The organism is Paenibacillus alvei DSM 29, assembly GCF_000293805.1.
Taxonomy (GTDB): domain Bacteria; phylum Bacillota; class Bacilli; order Paenibacillales; family Paenibacillaceae; genus Paenibacillus_B; species Paenibacillus_B alvei.
The window spans coordinates 208,779-226,185 of record NZ_AMBZ01000001.1 but is presented as its reverse complement, the minus strand read 5'-3'; the positions used below and the strand labels follow the sequence as shown (position 1 = coordinate 226,185).

Annotated in this window: 15 protein-coding genes and 1 pseudogene; 13 read left to right on the top strand and 3 right to left on the bottom strand. The window is 47.5% G+C overall.

Going from position 1 to position 17,407, the window contains the following annotated elements; genetic code table 11:
• Positions 1-45 precede the first annotated feature (45 nt).
• On the bottom strand, positions 46-954 hold the full coding sequence (locus tag PAV_RS01220) for an NAD-dependent epimerase/dehydratase family protein (RefSeq protein WP_005542921.1): 909 nt from the start codon (positions 952-954) through the stop codon (positions 46-48).
• A 375-nt stretch (positions 955-1,329) separates the two neighbouring features.
• Positions 1,330-1,725 carry a hypothetical protein gene (locus PAV_RS01215; RefSeq protein WP_005542919.1) on the bottom strand — a complete coding sequence of 132 codons (396 nt, stop codon included), beginning with the start codon at positions 1,723-1,725 and terminating at the stop codon, positions 1,330-1,332.
• Between the two features lie 734 nt (positions 1,726-2,459).
• Between PAV_RS01215 and PAV_RS01205 the strand changes: the two genes are divergently transcribed.
• The 4 genes from PAV_RS01205 (at position 2,460) to PAV_RS01190 (ending at position 7,247) form a co-directional block, all read left to right on the top strand.
• Positions 2,460-3,638 (top strand): Gfo/Idh/MocA family protein, encoded by a 1,179-nt coding sequence (locus PAV_RS01205; protein WP_005542918.1) that lies wholly within the window; start codon positions 2,460-2,462, stop codon positions 3,636-3,638.
• Between the two features lie 119 nt (positions 3,639-3,757).
• On the top strand, positions 3,758-4,663 hold the full coding sequence (locus PAV_RS01200; protein ID WP_238555754.1) for an ABC transporter permease: 906 nt from the start codon (positions 3,758-3,760) through the stop codon (positions 4,661-4,663).
• Positions 4,664-4,676: 13 nt separating this feature from the next.
• Entirely contained in the window at positions 4,677-5,561 is an 885-nt protein-coding gene (locus tag PAV_RS01195) for a carbohydrate ABC transporter permease (protein ID WP_005542914.1), read from the top strand.
• A gap of 57 nt (positions 5,562-5,618) precedes the next feature.
• On the top strand, positions 5,619-7,247 hold the full coding sequence (locus PAV_RS01190) for a type 2 periplasmic-binding domain-containing protein (RefSeq protein WP_005542912.1): 1,629 nt from the start codon (positions 5,619-5,621) through the stop codon (positions 7,245-7,247).
• Between the two features lie 315 nt (positions 7,248-7,562).
• Here PAV_RS01190 and PAV_RS01185 read toward each other — a convergent pair whose 3' ends face one another.
• Positions 7,563-7,949: a helix-turn-helix domain-containing protein gene (locus PAV_RS01185; protein ID WP_005542911.1), complete on the bottom strand. Its 387-nt coding sequence runs from the start codon at positions 7,947-7,949 to the stop codon at positions 7,563-7,565.
• A 164-nt stretch (positions 7,950-8,113) separates the two neighbouring features.
• Here PAV_RS01185 and PAV_RS01180 point away from each other — a divergent pair, with 164 nt between their 5' ends.
• The 9 genes and pseudogenes from PAV_RS01180 to PAV_RS01140 all read left to right on the top strand — a co-directional run bounded on the left by PAV_RS01180 (position 8,114) and on the right by PAV_RS01140 (position 17,398).
• Positions 8,114-8,407 carry a hypothetical protein gene (locus PAV_RS01180; RefSeq protein WP_005542909.1) on the top strand — a complete coding sequence of 98 codons (294 nt, stop codon included), beginning with the start codon at positions 8,114-8,116 and terminating at the stop codon, positions 8,405-8,407.
• Positions 8,408-8,575: 168 nt separating this feature from the next.
• Complete coding sequence (locus tag PAV_RS01175; RefSeq protein WP_005542907.1) at positions 8,576-10,219, top strand: AraC family transcriptional regulator; 1,644 nt, start codon at positions 8,576-8,578, stop codon at positions 10,217-10,219.
• A gap of 114 nt (positions 10,220-10,333) precedes the next feature.
• Positions 10,334-11,345, top strand: a pseudogene (locus PAV_RS01170) (ABC transporter substrate-binding protein).
• Positions 11,346-11,383: 38 nt separating this feature from the next.
• Entirely contained in the window at positions 11,384-12,391 is a 1,008-nt protein-coding gene (locus tag PAV_RS01165; protein ID WP_005542905.1) for a FecCD family ABC transporter permease, read from the top strand.
• 46 nt (positions 12,392-12,437) lie between these two features.
• A complete protein-coding gene (locus PAV_RS01160; protein WP_157266613.1) occupies positions 12,438-13,406 on the top strand; it encodes a FecCD family ABC transporter permease in 969 nt (322 codons plus the stop codon).
• A 78-nt stretch (positions 13,407-13,484) separates the two neighbouring features.
• Entirely contained in the window at positions 13,485-14,306 is an 822-nt protein-coding gene (locus tag PAV_RS01155) for an alpha/beta hydrolase (protein ID WP_005542902.1), read from the top strand.
• Between the two features lie 234 nt (positions 14,307-14,540).
• Complete coding sequence (gene desA, locus PAV_RS01150) at positions 14,541-15,602, top strand: Delta(5) desaturase DesA (RefSeq protein ID WP_005542900.1); 1,062 nt, start codon at positions 14,541-14,543, stop codon at positions 15,600-15,602.
• A 69-nt stretch (positions 15,603-15,671) separates the two neighbouring features.
• Positions 15,672-16,802, top strand: a complete 1,131-nt coding sequence (locus tag PAV_RS01145; protein ID WP_005542898.1) for a sensor histidine kinase — start codon at positions 15,672-15,674, stop codon at positions 16,800-16,802.
• Complete coding sequence (locus PAV_RS01140; protein WP_005542897.1) at positions 16,799-17,398, top strand: response regulator transcription factor; 600 nt, start codon at positions 16,799-16,801, stop codon at positions 17,396-17,398. The genes PAV_RS01145 and PAV_RS01140 overlap by 4 nt, the downstream gene beginning before the upstream one ends.
• Positions 17,399-17,407 lie beyond the last annotated feature (9 nt).

Below are 17,407 nucleotides of genomic sequence, written 5' to 3'. Positions count from 1 at the left end.
AATGCTCCTTACCGTTGTGGAGAGGTTTCGCTTGCTTTCTCAACCTCACTCATTTGAATGGATGATTTGTTCAAGAAGCTTAGGGTACCAATCGTGAATCGAGTCAAATTTGAATCCGTGCTTGGCTGCCTTGCTTGTGTCCATTCCCCAATCGTCTGGTATACCGAAGGGAGAACGGTGGGCATCATCAAGGGCTGCATCCTGCTCGGAATCAGAGGTATCCACGATAACTGCCTGCTTGGCGACTTTTTCTTCAATGAGCCTGATGATCTCGCTAATGGACAAGGCACCGTCCGAGCAGGCATTGACCGGCCCCTCGAAATGCTGGTTCTTTAGCCAGAATAGGAAGCGGGCAGCTTCGTCTGAGGTGATGAAGCTTATGCTGGCCTGCGGATTCGGAAGTCCAATCGGCTGACCTCGCTGAATATGCTCGATATGGAAATGGAGCCGCTTCGTATAGTCATCCATACCGAGCACAATGGGAAATCGAACGGCGCATACGGGGAAGGAGGCGTTCTGGAACAGAACAGCCTCGGCAAGTCTTTTGCCTTCTCCATATGCAATGTCTTTAGGTACATTCGCTGGAATTGCGTATGTATAAGGGGAAAATGCTCCTTCTGTATATTTTTCAGTTTGGCCGAAGGGATAGACGGATAAGGTAGACGTAAAAATATATCTCTTGACCTTGCCTACGAATATCTCGCAAGCTTGGAATGCCTCCTGCGGATGATAGCAGATATTATCGTATACGACATCCCACTCGGTATCGGCAACGGCTGCACGCAATTGCTCCGGATCGGTTCGGTCAAGCTGAAGCCGCTTCACTTGGTCGCCAAATGAATCGACCGTATGTCCTCGTGTAGCTACGGTCACATCAGCTCCTTCTTGAATAAGCAAGTGAACAAGCTTTTTTCCGAAGAAGCGAGTTCCGCCTAAAATCAACACTTTACTCATGCCAAACTCCTCCCTTATTGTTTCATAAGGTGACAGGGGGGCTCGAAGTCTAGAATGACTTGGAGTATTCCCTCTTTTGTCATATAGAAAAGAAACCGTTCTTTAGTAAAAGGAAGTGCGACCCACCAAATACGAAAAGATCAGTTTCTTTGTACATTCAATATAACATGTATTTACTTTATATTCCAACGGACTTGGAAGCAGACATTTGCAGCACAATGAAGAAAAAAGGTCGAGTTCGGGTTCAAATATAACCCCCCTAACTCCACCTTTACTGAAGGTAACGTTTGTTTCACAGGTAGTACAATTTAGTAAAACTACATAGGTGATCTACTATTTTACTTTGAGAAAGAAAACTGACAATGGTTGGAGGAGTTATTCGTCCTCAACTGTAACCTTTACACTTGCAAATTTTTTCGCCTTAGGCAGCCATACACTAATCCTCGTTGTGCCTGGCCCGACCGCTCTATATTCCAGTACAGAGCCATCGATACTTACATCATCAACAACGGAGGTGTCGTACTCATGATCGATTTCTCCATTCTCCCGCTCCAAATTAATCTGATCGTCAGGATGGCGGCTATTGCCGCAATAGAAGATGGTTGAACCCCAGTCGTCCACCTTCAGTCTGCGAGGTTCAGTATCCTTGCCGAAGTTAGATGCTTTGCATTCTTTTGCCGGGATGGCCCCAACCGTTGGCGTGTTGAAAGTTAGTACGAATGATGTGCTTAGCATGGCAATCACAGAGAAAGCTAGTAATGTCTTCTTCAAATCGTTTTCCCTCCTCGAAATTGTGTGCTTCGTATTCTCAAACAAATCTTATAGTATTTACCATCTTTGTGTTAGTGGAGAGTTATGACTGTTTCAGGTGGTAATTTTACTTATAGTGTAAACAGCAGCGAGAAAGATCCTAAACAATCGCGCGTTAACGCGCATGGTTGAGCAACGTTGAATTTGCCCCAAATTTATTTAAATTTGGCTTTTCGAAATTTTATCCAAAATCTTGTTGACGGTATAAAGTTGCGCATAATATAATGACGACAAGTCTATAAGTGTAATAATTACCAATTGGGATATAGTTTTGATTCCTATCCAAACTTCAAATTTCACCCCAAATATCTTTGTTATTTGTGCAAAGTGATCAACCACCCAAATTCCAATACACCTTGGGCAAACCTCATTACTATTTCCGCAAGCCCAAGAATCCACAACAGGTTAAAAAATAAGCAAGAGAGCATCCGCCCATCAATTATTGCTGTATGACATGAATAGCGTCTTACAAATTCACCTCATTCATAATCAAGCCGACAGAAAGCATAACGATTCGATTCGTGCTTTATTTGCTTGTATTTCGTTTCCCTTATATGAGTCTATGTTAGCAGTGAAGAAAGAGTTTCGTTTCGGCATCGCGCATTGTAAGCGCTTTATTATAGAAGGCGATGTGCTGCTGCAAGCGGCCGCTTATGGACAAAGCTTGCAAGCGTAATCGAGAGGAGAATGAGGAAATGAAGACAGAGAAGCAAGTTCGAATTGGCATGATTGGTGCACGAGGGAGAGGGACTATCGCAAAATATTGGCATCAGCCGGACGGGAGATCTATTGTAGTGGGGGCAGCTGATATTTATCCAGAGCGCCTTCAGGAATTCAAGGATGATGTTAACCCGGAAGCGTTCGTCACGACAGACTATCGGGAACTCCTTGCACGCGAAGATATCGATGCGATCGCGGTGACCTCGCCTGATTTCTGTCATGAGGAGCATGCGGTAGCTGCGCTGAGGGCTGGCAAGCATGTATTTTGTGAGAAGCCGCTGGCGATTACGGTGGAAGGCTGCGACAACATTTTGAACGCATGGAAGGAATCCGGCAAGCATCTGATGGTCGGCTTCAATATGCGCTACATGAATATGTACCGCACGATGAAGGAAACTGTGGATTCTGGTGTAATTGGCGAGATCAAGGCCGTATGGGTAAGACATTTTGTAGGCTGGGGCGGGTATTTCTATTTCCACGATTGGCATGCGAACTCCAAAAACAGTACTGGATTGCTGCTCCAGAAGGGATCGCATGATATCGATATCATTCATTGGATTACAGGGAGCTATGCGACGAAAGTGAGCGCATTTGGCAGCTTGGACTTTTATGGCGGGGATAAGCCGAATGATTTAACCTGTCCAACCTGTGACGAGCGGACTACGTGTACGGAAGCGAGTCCAGGGAGACTGATCGAATGCGCATACCGTGAAGAGGTGAATGTAGAGGACAATAACATGGTCATTATGGAGCTGGAAGGCGGGATTAAGGCCTCCTACTTACAATGCCACTTCACACCTGATTATCAGCGGAACTATACCTTTATCGGCACGGAAGGCCGGATGGAAAATAACGAGATGGAAGACAAAGTATACGTATGGACGCGCAAATCCAATACAGAGCGCGAGCTTGCAGACCGCGTGTATCAGATTAAGGAGGCGAAGGGATCGCATGGCGGAGCGGATCCAAATATTTGCAAGGACTTCGTCGATATGATTCTGGATGGCAAGGAGCCGATAGCAACTCCTCTTTCGGGCCGCATGAGCGTGGCTGTAGGTTGTGCGGCAACCCAATCCATTCGCCAAGGCGGCGGTGTTGTCTCTGTCTCGCCAGTACCGAATTTGGACGCTGCCGCCATACTATCGGAGGGCTAATCCATGAAGCAGCCGGATAGCTTGAACTTGGACGATGCACCGAGGAGGAAGAGGCGATGAAGGCAACAAATCTTGCAATGCAGCGTTCCGGTGAGCTTGCACCTGGACGCAACAGCAGAATGGAGCGAATCCGCAAGGGAATGGTGAAAAATTGGCAGTTGTATCTGCTCCTGCTTCCGGTCGTGCTGTACTATATCATCTTTCACTACTTGCCGATGTATGGCATTCAGATTGCCTTCAAGGACTTCATGGCGAATAAGGGGATATGGGACAGCCCGTGGGTAGGCATCAAGCATTTCGAACGCTTCTTCAACAGCTTCTACTTCGAACGTCTGCTGACGAACACGGTGCTCATCAGTCTGTATTCCTTAGCGCTAAGCTTCCCAATTCCGATCCTGCTTGCGCTGATGCTGAACGAAGTGAAGGCCGAGCGGTTCAAGAAAATCGTACAGACCATCACATACGCCCCACACTTCTTGTCGGTTGTCGTCGTTGTGGGTATGCTGTTTATTTTTCTGAATCCGAGCACAGGCATTATCAATCATCTGATTGTGGCGATGGGCGGCGAGCCGATCACCTTTATGACCTCACCGGGCTGGTTCAAAACGCTGTATGTGCTGTCCGATGTATGGCAGACGATGGGGTGGAGCTCCATTATCTACTTGGCTGCGCTTTCCGGTGTCGATCACCAGCTGCATGAAGCAGCTACCATTGATGGTGCAACGCGTATACAGCGCATCTGGCATATTAATCTGCCTACGATAGCGCCGACAATTATCATTCTGCTCATTTTGAATCTGGGCAGCATCATGTCAGTCGGCTTCGAGAAAATATTCCTCATGCAAAATTCACTCAATATGAGCAGCTCAGATATCATCTCCACCTATGTGTATCGCACCGGTATTCTGGACGCGCAGTACAGCTTCTCTGCTGCCGTTGGATTGTTCAATTCCGTTGTCAATTTTGCGCTCTTGATTCTTGTGAACTACATTGCGCGGCGTGTCAACGAGACGAGCCTATGGTAAAGGGGGACAGATGATGATTGACCGTTCGTTTGGCGACCGCCTATTTAACCTAATCAATTACACGCTGCTTACTTTGCTTACTCTCATCGTTCTATACCCGCTCGTATTCGTATTGAGTGCTTCTATCAGCAATCCGGAACACGTGCTGCGCGGAGATATGTGGCTCATTCCGAAGGGCTTCAACCTTGATGCCTATGCGAAAATTTTTCAAAACAAGGATATTCTGCTCGGCTACAGCAACACCGTTCTGTATACGGTTATCGGAACGGCGCTTAATGTCGTGATGACCATATGTGCCGCATATCCATTATCTCGCCGTGATCTGGCGGGGCGGGGACTGGTAACCGGGCTTATCGTATTCACGATGTTCTTTGGGGGCGGATTGATTCCTACTTATTTATTGATTAAAAACTTGAACATGCTCGATACGCTGTGGGTCATGATTATCCCGAATGCCGTATCCGTGTGGAATATCATCATTATGCGCACGTTCTTCCAGCAGTCGATTCCCGGTGAACTTCAGGAATCCGCGATGATTGATGGATGCACCCACATTCAAACGCTGCTTCGTATCGTACTGCCGCTGTCCATGCCGATTATTGCTGTTATGGTGCTTTTCTATGCAGTAGGTCATTGGAACTCGTACTTCAATGCCTTGATTTATCTGACGACGAAGGAGAAATTCCCCTTGCAGCTTATCCTGCGTGAAATTTTGATTCAAAGCGATTCCGGCGAGTTCGTGAAGCTGACTTCTGAATCAGCGGTACGGATGAAGATGAGCGTGGAAGGGTTAAAATACGCTGTGCTCGTCGTAGCGAATTTGCCAATGTTGATGTTGTATCCGTTCTTGCAGCGATACTTCGTAAAGGGCATCATGATTGGCGCATTGAAGGGGTAGCTCGGCACTGGCGCTGCCATCGATATTCTAATATTGAATAATCAAGGGGGACATGTGATGCGTTCAAGAAAATGGTTCACATTGACGCTTAGTGTGGTGCTAAGCTTTTCATTGCTCGTAACGGCGTGCGGCGGAGGCGGCGGTGGTGCAGCGAACGAAGGCAATCGCGATGAGCGTGTGGCGCTGATGAACAAGGAAGGCATGCCGATCGCGAAGGACAAAATGACGATGACGGCCTTTGCCGGAAAGTTCTTCGCTTCTGCCGACTGGAGCAAGCTGATGCTCTGGCAGGAATACGAGAAAATGAGCAACATCCATATCGAGTGGGAGACAGTGCAGGTCGACAGTCTGAAGGAGAAGCGTAACATTAAGCTGGCGGGCGGCGATTATCCGGAGATGTTTTTCGCCTCTGCACTGCCGAAGACGGATTTAATCAAATACGGTAGCCAAGGAACATTTCTAAGACTGAACGACCTCATTGATCAATATGCGCCGAACTTCAAGAGGATAATGGAGCAGTACCCGATTGTGAAAAAGGGGATTACAATGCCGGATGGCAGCATTTACGGCTTCCCAACGATATTCGATCCGGAGTTCAAATCGCTGTTTTATGGCACCCCGTGGGTGAAACAAGAATGGCTCGATAACGTAGGGATGAAGGCGCCAACGAATCTGGATGAATTGGTTCAGGTGTTGAAAGCGTTTAAGGAAAAGGATCCGAACAAGAACGGCAAGCAGGATGAGATTCCGTGGGGATCTCGGGGCGTCAGCATTATGATCAACGTTTTGCGCGGTCCCTTCGGCTTGAGCAAGAATGGGATAGCCAACCCGAATGTGGATCTCGATCCGGCGACGGGCAAGCTTCGCTTTGTTCAGTCGACTGATGAATATAAGCAATTGATGCAATATGTCGCTAAGCTGTACAAGGATGGACTGCTGGATAAGGAAACCTTCACGATGAAGGATACGGACATTACGTCGAAAGCGAGCGCCGGCTTATATGGATTCTTGGACGGTGTTGATCCGAAGGCCGTGTACAATCAGGACGGCTATGTGGGGATGCCGGTCATTCAAGGGGTGAACGGGGAGAAGCTGCTGACGAATATCGGTTCGCCGCTCGGCAACCTCGGCATGTTCGTCTTGACGGACAAAGCGAAGAATCCAGAAGCCGCAATACGCTGGATTGATCATTTCTATGGCGATGAAGGCGCGAAGATGTTCTTCATGGGCTTTGAAGGCGTTACTTACCAGGCGAACGACAAGGGTGACTATGAATATTTAGATGCGATTAAGAACAACAAGGATGGTTTGAATCTGGATCAAGCCATCAGCCAATACCTAACGTGGCCGGGCGGCTACTATCCGGGCATCGTGAAGCGGAAGTTCTTCAAGGGTGCAGAGGGCTATCCTTCTTCTATAAAAAATGCGCAGGATGCAGAGCCATTCTCGGTGAAAATGGAGGATGTGTGGCCATCCTTCAACTTCACGCCAGAGGAGCAGGAAGAATTGACGACGATCCAGACGGACATTCAGACATATATCGACGAGATGCGCGACAAGTTCGCCTCTGGAGCAGCAGGCTTCGATCAGTGGGATGCGTACGTGAAGCAGTTGGAGCAAATGAACGTGAAGCGTTACTTGGAAATTTATGAAGCTGCTTATGAGCGTTATAAGGGCGGAAAATAACTATAATCGATAATGTGGCTCGCAGTGTACACTTGGAAAAGTGCTGCATTGCGGGTCACTTTTTTATGCGTGAAAGGGCTTAGAAAAAATATTGACACCGTTTTCATAAGCCATTACTATGAAATTTCGGATAATGGGGTCACTCGATTTCGGATGAAACGCATGAAAGGTAATGAGCAATGACGATCTAGCAAGTGTCTCAGCCACACCATATTCCAGGGACGTTCGCCATTTTGCAATACGAAAAACCCGCTGGATTAAGATGGCGGGCTTTTCGTATTTTGATGTTTTGGCCGTGATTATCGGTTGCTGTGCTTAGGAACGCTTATTTCCTTTCGAGCTGTGTGCATCTATCGTGTTGAGGAAATCCTTCGTAGTCCGAACCACATACTTAACCTCATCAATTGATCTTTCCATGAGCGTAATTCTATGTAGATCAAGAAGCATTCGTTTATCCTCGATGCCGTCCGCGACGTTGAGCTTCTGAAAGTTAAACAGTTCACTAGGTACAATATCCAGCGCGTGCATAAGGGATTCCAATGTCTTCAGAGTTACATTGACTTTACCGGATTCAATATCGGATATGCGTGACTTGCCCATGCCTTCTTTCCCGGTTCTTTCGGCAACTTGCTCCTGACTTAATCCCTTTGCGATTCGAATCATCCTTAGCTGTTCGCCAACAAGCTTAAGCAAATCTGACATGATGGTCACCTCAGTTAGAGGTTAGTGAATCACAGAAGAAAATGAGATATCACTATAACATAACAATAAAATAAATGTTATACTATAATGGAACTAGTATATGGAAATTTAGATGGATAGTGGATAATTGCAGTTAGTTTAGTAATCGAGGTGGAGGAAGAATCATGTCGGATTGGGTAACGGATACCTTACATCAACGATTGGAACTTCTAAGAACACAAGTCGATAGACTGCCGGATATTATACAGCTGCAGAATAAGCTAGATGAATTGGAAAGCGCGATACAGCGCAAGCTGGAACGCAATGGCCGAAGATTGCTCAAGGAGTGGATAGAGGTGCAGAACGAGATTGCTTCCATGCAAATGGGATGGATTTATGCAAAGGGCGTACAGGATGGCCTAAAGATGCTCATCTTTTTGCACAAGTCAGAAGAGGAGTTGACCAAGAGCGATAGCTAGAACACGAACTAGCATAAAGATTGCCATGAGGCCCAACGGTTTTAACTGTTGGGCCTATTTAATTTGCAGGCATGCAAAGCAAATATTGACGATGAGAATCATTATCATTATGATGGTTAGAAGAGCTGTGCAAGCTCACCGATTTCTTCTATATAAATAGGAGGCAGCATGAAAACGATTAAGCAAGTAAATCAGGCTGGCAGCCGTATCACCTGGAGTGAAGCAACATACAGGCTTCGCGGGGCTGAATATTACAAGCAGATCCAGGGCTATCAATCTGCCCAGCAATGGACAAGCACGCATCTGCTTTTCATTACGACTCAGGGGCATGGAACCCTGCAGCTCGATAACCGGGAGTATTCCTTGTCCCGCGATTGTGCGTATTGGTTCGTTCCCGAGCATACATTTGGCCTGCGGTCTGACGCAGAAGATGGAATAGAGGCCTATCTCTTTTATTTTGATATGTATAAAGAAGTAGAGGGGGAAGCGCAGCTTCAGCCCCTTCGACGTGAGGAGGAGCTGGAGCAGCACGAGAGTATTGCAGTATCCTCCGTAGGGGAGCTTGCCCTGCATTGTGATGCGGTCGTTCGCATGCATGGCAGTGTGCATGCGCAGGAGCGATTCCGCGCCCAATTCGCCTTTCAGGAGCTTCTGTATACGCTATTGAACCATACGCCGCTGGCGATGAGCGAGCAAAGCAGCCCAGCAATTGAACGCGCGAAGGCTTACATGGATCTTCATTACAACGATAGCCTGTCGATCGAGCATCTCGGTTCTATTGCAGGTGTAAGTCCCAAATACTTTGTCGATCTGTTCAAAAAGACGTATGGCATGAGCTCCCATGATTATTTGACAGAGCTGCGGATGAACAAGGCGAAGGAATTTCTCAACCGATCCGGCGTGAAGCTGCGCGATATTGCGCATCAGGTCGGCTATCAGGATGAATTCTATTTCAGCCGCAAGTTCAAGCAAGTGGTTGGAGTCTCGCCTTCGGTATATATGAGAAGCCGCAAAAGGAAAATTGCAGCGTACGGAACGGGCGTTGCAGGCTATCTCCTTGCACTCAATATCATTCCGTATGCCGCACCGCTGCACCCGAAATGGACGAAATACTATTATGATCGATATCGCTATGACATTCCGGTTCATCTCAGTGCATACCGTGTGAACGAACATTGGGCTGCCAACATTGAAAAGCTTCAAGAAGTGTCGCCGGATATCATCGTGACAATGGACGATCTGATTAGGGAAGAGCAGGAGCAGCTCGAGCAGATGGGCAACATTTGCTCGATTCCTAGCGCAATGAATTGGCGCGATCAATTGAAGCATACGGCGAAGCTGCTGGGGGAGGACAGTGATGCTGAAAATTGGTTGAAACGGTACGACCGCAGAGTGAATTGGATAAGGGAACAGCTTCCGTTGCGTGTGAGGAATGAGTCGCTTCTCTTCGTCAGAATTCTGAGGCAGCAAATTTTCGCATATTGCAATCGCGGAATTGCCGAGATCATGTTCGGCAGCTTGCAGTTGAAGCCCGCATTCCAATGGAAGGAGCCTATATATAACGTAGAAATGTCATTGGAGCAGCTCGCCCAAATCAATCCGGATCGCCTGCTCGTCAATGTCTGCCAAGAGAGTGAAACATTGGCCTCGTGGCAGCAGCTTCAAGAGAGCTGGCGATGGCAGCAGCTGGAGGCTGTGCGCCATCAGCGCATGCACATGATACATACGGATCCATGGGTAGAGTATTCACCTATTGCAATGGAACGTATGATGGAAACCATGCTCGAGCTTTTATCCGGAAAATGTCCATAACAATTCAGGAAATTATCCATTGGAGATTTGAGACAAACGTTCTATCATTTAATAGTGATAATCATTATCAATTGATAGAATTCGAAGGGAGTTCAGAAATAAATGAACAAATGGATGGCTAAGGGGTTATTATTGCTTTCACTTTCACTAGCTTTGACAGCGTGCGGTGCTGGTGGCGGCAAAACGCAAGAGGGAGCTGACACAAAGAGCGGCTCTGCTGCGGAAACGACTGCACCAGCGTCTAACACGGAAAATAAAGATAAAGAGGCTGCACCGTCCGGAGAAACAAGAACGATTACATATTTGGATCAGACATATACAGTTCCTGCTAAAAAGGATTTGCGCATTGTGATTTCAGGTTCTATGGAATCCATGGAAGATGCAGTTGTGCTTGACGCGAAGCCAGTTGGCGCAATCAGTGTGAGCGGTCAGTTCCCAGACTTGTTCAAGAAAGCGACAACGGAAGCGGTATCGGTTGGAGAGAAGATGGAGCCAGACTACGAAGGCATCTTAAAGCTGAAGCCTGACATTATCCTTGCTTCTACGAAATTCAAACCAGAGGCTATCGAGAAGTTCAAAAAATTACGACTACAGTTCCGGTATCCCACGTTTCGACGAATTGGGAAGCTAATTTAAAGCTTTTGGCGGAATTGACAGGCAAGGAAAAGAAGCGGAAGAAGCTTTGAACAAGTATAAAGCCGATCTGGATGCGGCTAAGGCGAAGCTCGGCGATAAACTGAAGGATAAGAAGGTTTTGGCCGTTCGCGTACGTAAGGGAGATCTTGCGATTTACCCTGAGGGCGTATTCTTTAATGCTTCCCTTTATAAAGATTTGGGCTTTACCGCTCCAGCAGAAGTGAAAGCAGCGAAAGCGCAAGAATTGATTTCGCTTGAGAAATTCTCGGAAATCAATCCTGACTATCTGTTCGTTCAGTTTTCTCCAGATGAGAATAAGGACACACCGAAAGCACTGGAAGAATTGGAGAACAATCCGATCTGGAAGAGCATTAATGCGGTTAAGAATGGGAAAGTGTTCGTCAATGTTGTAGATCCGCTTGCGCAAGGCGGTACGGCGCTTAGCAAATTCTTGTTCCTTGAAGCAGCAGTAGATAAGCTGTCCCAATAATTCGGCTGTTCAAATAATAAACAACAGGTTGGTACGATATGCATAATAAGAAGGCATTGGCGATTGCAATTATGATCTTGTCACCAATTGCCATGGTGGCGGTCATCGTATTATCCGTGCTATATGGAGCTAAGAACATTGATGCGAATACCGTATGGAATGCCGTATTCCATTTCAATCCGGACAATGTAGATCATCAAATTATTATGCACTCGCGCATGCCGAGGGTAATAGGAGCGCTCTTGATCGGAGCGTTTCTAGCCATATCAGGGGCCATGATGCAGGGGATGACAAGAAACTATCTTGCATCCCCTTCTATTATGGGGGTATCTGATGGTTCGGCCTTCGTCATTACGTTGTGCACGATTTTGGTTCCTTCTGCATCATCCATTGAAATGATTTTCTTTTCGTTATTAGGTTCATTGTTTGGCGTCGCCGTCGTGTGGGGGTTGGCCTCCACGATTCCAGGAGGGTTGTCACCGGTGAAGATGGCGATTGTCGGAACGGTTATTGGAACGCTGCTCAGCAGCATTTCATCTGCGATTGCAGTTTATTTTCAAATTTCACAAAACATCAGCTTCTGGTATAATGCAAGGCTTCATCAATTGGATCCCCAATTAATTAAGCTTGTTATTCCATTTGCCATTGTTGGATTTATTTTAGCGATGTCCGTCACCAGATCAATTACGACACTTTCGCTCGGCGAGGATGTTGCGGCTGGCTTAGGGCAGAAGACATTTTTCGTGAAGCTGCTTGCAACCGCTTCAGTCGTCATTTTGACCGGTATTTCGGTAGCGCTGGCAGGTAAAATTGGCTTTGTTGGCTTAATTGTTCCCCATATTGCACGCATGCTGGTTGGACTCGATTACCGATGGACGGTACCTTGTGCAGGCTTGCTGGGGGCATTGTTCCTTGGCCTCGCTGATGTGCTCAGCAGATTCATCAACTATCCATTCGAAACTCCGGTTGGTGTAGTGACAGCCTTAATCGGTGTTCCATTCTTCCTCTATCTCATTCGCAAAAAAGGAGGGGGAGAACGTGCATAGAGATTCATTGCTTCGTTGGTGGATTGTATTTGGCGTAGGAATTGCTATGTTCTTAACCGCTGTCTATGTTAGCACGACGAACGGTGTCTTTGACATGACTGTGAAAGAGGTCGTCGATACGCTACTGCGTATTAACCCGCAGCCGGATCATGATCTTGTCATTTTCGAGTTCAGATTGCCGCGCATTGTGCTGTCTGCTATAGTGGGCCTCGGCTTGGGCACAGCAGGCGCTGTCATACAAGGCATTACGCGAAACGGCCTTGCTGATCCAGGCATTTTGGGCATAAACTCCGGTGCCGGTGCAGCAGTCGTACTATTTATGTTTTTCTTCCAAGGGAAAATCGTCGGCACAGATTGGTTTGCTGTGATGGCGATGCCTTTGTTCGGACTTATCGGTGGACTGCTGGCAGCCATCTTTATTTTTGCATTTTCATGGCATCGAGGCAGATTGGATCCGCAGCGCTTGATTCTTGTCGGTATTGCGGTAGCATCAGGTCTCGGCGCCTTGTCCATGTACATTTCGTTGAAGATGAACCCGCAGGACTTTGAGATGGCAACGGTGTGGATGTCAGGAAGTGTGTGGAATGCAAACTGGCATTACGTTGTAGCCGCATTGCCATGGCTTATCATTTGCGTCCCTTTCATCTGGTTTAAGTCAAGGAAGTTAGACTTGCTGCAATTCGAGCGCGACAGTGCGATGAGTCTTGGCGTGGCGGTCAATCGGGAGACGAATGTGCTGTTGATAGCCAGCATTGGTCTTGTCAGTGCTTGTGTATCCGTATCCGGCAGCATTGGCTTTGTCGGCTTGATTGCACCGCATATAGCGCGGAAGCTGGTCGGTGTGAGCCATCATCGTATGCTGCCCGTTTGCGGGATTATCGGGATGGTTATCGTTGTGGTTTCGGACTATATCGGCAGAACGATTTTTGCGCCGATTTCACTGCCGGCAGGTATCGTTGTTGCGCTGCTCGGCGTTCCGTATTTTATTTATTTGCTGTATCGAGCTCCGAAATAGCTCAATGCTAGAAAGGCATAATATTGGCCTCGACAGAGTCATCGGAATTCATTCCGCATCAATAGGGGAGGAACCAGCATGAAAATAGCAGAACAACCGATTACGCTGCCGCGTTCTACGGTATATAATATGGTGTCTACGCATACGAACCGAGACTACCGAATTAGTGTCAGTGTTCCCGAGGGCGAAGCTCCTTCGGAGGGATACCCGGTTCTGTATGTGCTCGATGGCAACGCGTTATTTCCTCTTTGCGCGGAGTCGGCACGCGTGTTGAAGGGACGAGGCATTCGCGGCTTCGGTCCGCTGCTTGTTGTGGGGATTGGTTATTTGACGGAAGGGGACTTTCCTGCGGATCGCTTCTATGAACTAACGCCTCCAACGGATCGCGCATCCTTGCCGCCAAGACCGGGCGGGGAGGAATGGCCGCCTACAGGCGGCGGCGACAACTTCCTTCGCTATATAGAGGAGGAACTGAAGCCGAAAATAGAAGAGGCTTATCCGATAGATCGATCCAAGCAAGCGCTATTCGGTCATTCGCTTGGGGGCTTGTTCACGCTGAATACGATGTTCACGAAGCCTGACCTGTTCCAGACTTATATTGCGGGCAGCCCCTCCATCTGGTGGAGCAATCGCTGCGTGTTGGAGGCGGAGAAGACCTTTACGTCGATCCGTGCTGTGGAGTCTGATCCATCCCCTGTGCGGCTGCTCATGACCGTCGGGGAAGAGGAGGCCTCGCATCCGAACCGGATGTTACATAATGCGGAAGAGATGCACCAGCGCTTGAAGAAGCTGGAGGAGAACGGCTTATCCGTTGATTTTCACGTTTTTCCCGGTGAAGGACATTTATCGGTATTACCCGGCTTGATTGGTAGAGCGGTTCGATTTGCGCTTCATAAATAAGATTGATCTAGCAGTCTGCTCATAGAGCAGGCTGTTTTGTTCTAACATTGGCTTTGGAAAACAGTAGTATTTGGACTAACTGCGACACACTGTCCTATATGACATTTATCATGTCCTCCAACTGACGTTTGTGACTACTGCGTGCTTGTCGGATTCTTTATACTTAAGGTTATTAAGTTAAGGAATTACGCGATATCACCTATGTTCGTTAACAATTTAGGGGGAACTGACACGATGGCCGATTCGAAGCTTACTAGCTTGAAGAAGGAAGTTGCGCCGTATGAACAGATCGATATGCGATCGAGCATTCGACAAATATGCAATACGATTTTGCCGCTTTTGGCTCTATGGTATGCCGCCTATGCAAGCCTTGCGGTATCTTACTGGTTATCGCTCGTGTTCGTCGTAATTGCGTCCGGCTTTGTCATTCGGACATTCATTATATTTCATGACTGCTGTCATCAATCATTTTTTAAGAGCCGGAAGGCAAACGATATACTTGGGACGATTACAGGGGTGATCACCCTTGTTCCGTACCAGCAATGGAAGCACAGTCACTCTATCCATCATGCCACAAGTAGCAACCTAGATAAACGGGGAATTGGCGACATGTGGGTGCTGACGGTTGAGGAGTACGAGGAGGCTTCCTGGTGGACGCGTTTTGTGTATCGTGTATACCGCAATCCGCTGGTTATGCTCTGCATCGGGCCGATTGCCATCTTTCTTATTGCGTATCGCTTCAATAGTAAAGGTGCGAAGCGTAAGGAACGAGTGAATACGTACATTACGAATATTGCAATTGTAGTGTTATATACATTGCTGTGTTGGGCCATTGGTTGGCAGGCATTTCTAATGATCCAAGGGCCAATCTTCTTCTTGTCGGGCATGCTCGGTATCTGGCTGTTCTATGTGCAGCACCAGTTCGAGGAGACGTACTTCGAGCATGAGGATGAATGGAGCTATGTGAAGGCGGCCGTAGAAGGAAGCTCCTATTACAAGCTGCCGAAGCTGCTTCAATGGATAACCGGCAACATCGGCTTCCACCATGTGCATCATCTGAGCCCGAAGGTGCCGAACTACAATTTGGAGAAGGCGCATGATGCGTCCATCCCGCTGCAGAAGGCAACGACGATCACCTTGCGTACGAGCCTGAAATCGCTCCGATTCCGACTATGGGATGAAGAGAGAAAGGTATTCGTTAGCTTCAAGGAACACAAGCAGTTGCTGCTGCAGAAATCAGGCCGCATTAGAAGTTCTATCAAGCCGGCTCCAAGAGCAGGCATGCAAGGGGAATAATAAGCACTGCCTGGCATCATTTATGGTAAGATACAATTAAATATGGCGTAAGGGAAGGAGGGGACAACCATGCAGAAATGGTACCATATATTTCACAGGAGTACGGGATTGAGCCCGTATGTATGGGTGGTCTTTTATATCCTTCCTTTTTATTTTATTTTTCGGGCCTCTTCACCGTATGAAGTTGTTATCGGAATCGTTATGATCCTAGCGTTCTTCGGCTGTTATGTGTTGTCGTTTGTATCAAAAGGCTGGTGGGTTTACTTTTGGACTGCCTTCCAAGTGATCATTTCGATTACAATGACCGTGCTGTTTGGGTATGTTTATTTTTCACTGTTCTTAGCGTTTTTTATTGGGAACATTCAACATAAGATCGGGTTTATTACGCTGTATACGATTCACCTTATAAGTACCATTGTGACAATTAATTATGGGTTTGTAACGAAGAACCCTGTGCTCATTACGCAGCTCCCGTTTGTCCTAGTCAGTATGATCGGAGTCATCCTCCTGCCTGTAACAACCTATAACCGCAATAAGCGGGATAAGCTGCAGGGGGAGCTGGAGGATGCCAACAAGCGGATTGCCGAGCTCGTTAAGCTGCAGGAGCGTCATCGCATTGCTCGTGATTTGCATGATACACTCGGTCAGAAGCTGTCATTAATCGGGCTGAAGAGCGACCTTGCAGGCAAGCTTATTCATAAACATCCCGGGCGAGCACAAGCGGAAATCAATGATGTGCGGCAGACCGCGAGAACGGCATTGAAGGAAGTGCGGGAACTGGTGACGCAAATGCGGGGGACGCGTCTGGAGGATGAACTGTTCCGCATCCAGCAAATTTTGAAGGCAGCTCAAATTGAGTTCAGGCTGGAAGGCGATAAGTTTACGAATATCTCTCTCTTGCATGAAAATGTACTCAGTATGTGCTTGAAGGAAGCCGTAACGAACATCGTGAAGCATAGCAATGCAACGGTCTGCTCGATTCAGCTTGAGACCTCTCCGACTGAGCATACTGTTAAGGTAAAGGATAATGGGATCGGAATAGACAGCAGCATTCAATCAACAGGGAATGGCTTGCTGGGAATGAAGGAAAGGCTTGAGTTTATTAACGCAAGTATGGACATTGTATGTGATCAAGGGACGACCATTATTATTCGAGTGCCGATCATAACGAAACAACCGCTTAAGGAGGTGGGGACGTGATACGAATTGTTATTGCGGAAGATCAGCGGATGCTGCTTGGAGCGCTAGCGTCTCTGCTGGATTTGGAAGAGGATATGAGTGTTGTCGGACGAGCAAGTAATGGAGATGAGGCTGTGAAGCTCGTTCATCAGCACAATCCGGATATTTGCCTGATGGATATTGAGATGCCGGGAAAAAGTGGGCTTGATGCGGCCGAGGAATTGAAGGGCTCCGATTGCAAGGTCGTCATTCTGACAACCTTTGCCCGTCCGGGGTATTTTGAGAGAGCTGTAAAAGCTGGCGCGAATGGATATTTGCTCAAGGACAGCCCGAGCGAGGAACTGGCAGACTCGATCCGCAATATTATGGCGGGCAGACGCATCTATGCTTCGGAATTGGTTGATGAGGCTTATGCAGAGGAAAATCCGCTGACGGAACGAGAGAAGGAAGTGCTCAGCCTGATTGCAGACGGCAAGAACACGAAGGAAATTGCCTCTGAGCTGTATATCACGACAGGAACCGTGCGCAACTATATTTCTGTTATTCTCGACAAGCTGAATGTGGGTAATCGTATTGAGGCGATTACGCGCTTTAAGGAGAAGGGCTGGTTCAAGTAAGCCGGATAT

Excerpts from the sequence above, each read along its gene's own strand:
- PAV_RS01220 (WP_005542921.1), bottom strand. The coding sequence starts at position 954 with ATGAGTAAAGTGTTGATTTTAGGCGGAACTCGCTTCTTCGGAAAAAAG.
- PAV_RS01205 (WP_005542918.1), top strand. The coding sequence starts at position 2,460 with ATGAAGACAGAGAAGCAAGTTCGAATTGGCATGATTGGTGCACGAGGG.
- PAV_RS01200 (WP_238555754.1), top strand. The coding sequence starts at position 3,758 with ATGGAGCGAATCCGCAAGGGAATGGTGAAAAATTGGCAGTTGTATCTG.
- PAV_RS01195 (WP_005542914.1), top strand. The coding sequence starts at position 4,677 with ATGATTGACCGTTCGTTTGGCGACCGCCTATTTAACCTAATCAATTAC.
- PAV_RS01190 (WP_005542912.1), top strand. The coding sequence starts at position 5,619 with ATGCGTTCAAGAAAATGGTTCACATTGACGCTTAGTGTGGTGCTAAGC.
- PAV_RS01185 (WP_005542911.1), bottom strand. The coding sequence starts at position 7,949 with ATGTCAGATTTGCTTAAGCTTGTTGGCGAACAGCTAAGGATGATTCGA.
- PAV_RS01180 (WP_005542909.1), top strand. The coding sequence starts at position 8,114 with ATGTCGGATTGGGTAACGGATACCTTACATCAACGATTGGAACTTCTA.
- PAV_RS01175 (WP_005542907.1), top strand. The coding sequence starts at position 8,576 with ATGAAAACGATTAAGCAAGTAAATCAGGCTGGCAGCCGTATCACCTGG.
- PAV_RS01165 (WP_005542905.1), top strand. The coding sequence starts at position 11,384 with ATGCATAATAAGAAGGCATTGGCGATTGCAATTATGATCTTGTCACCA.
- PAV_RS01160 (WP_157266613.1), top strand. The coding sequence starts at position 12,438 with ATGTTCTTAACCGCTGTCTATGTTAGCACGACGAACGGTGTCTTTGAC.
- PAV_RS01155 (WP_005542902.1), top strand. The coding sequence starts at position 13,485 with ATGAAAATAGCAGAACAACCGATTACGCTGCCGCGTTCTACGGTATAT.
- desA (WP_005542900.1), top strand. The coding sequence starts at position 14,541 with ATGGCCGATTCGAAGCTTACTAGCTTGAAGAAGGAAGTTGCGCCGTAT.
- PAV_RS01145 (WP_005542898.1), top strand. The coding sequence starts at position 15,672 with ATGCAGAAATGGTACCATATATTTCACAGGAGTACGGGATTGAGCCCG.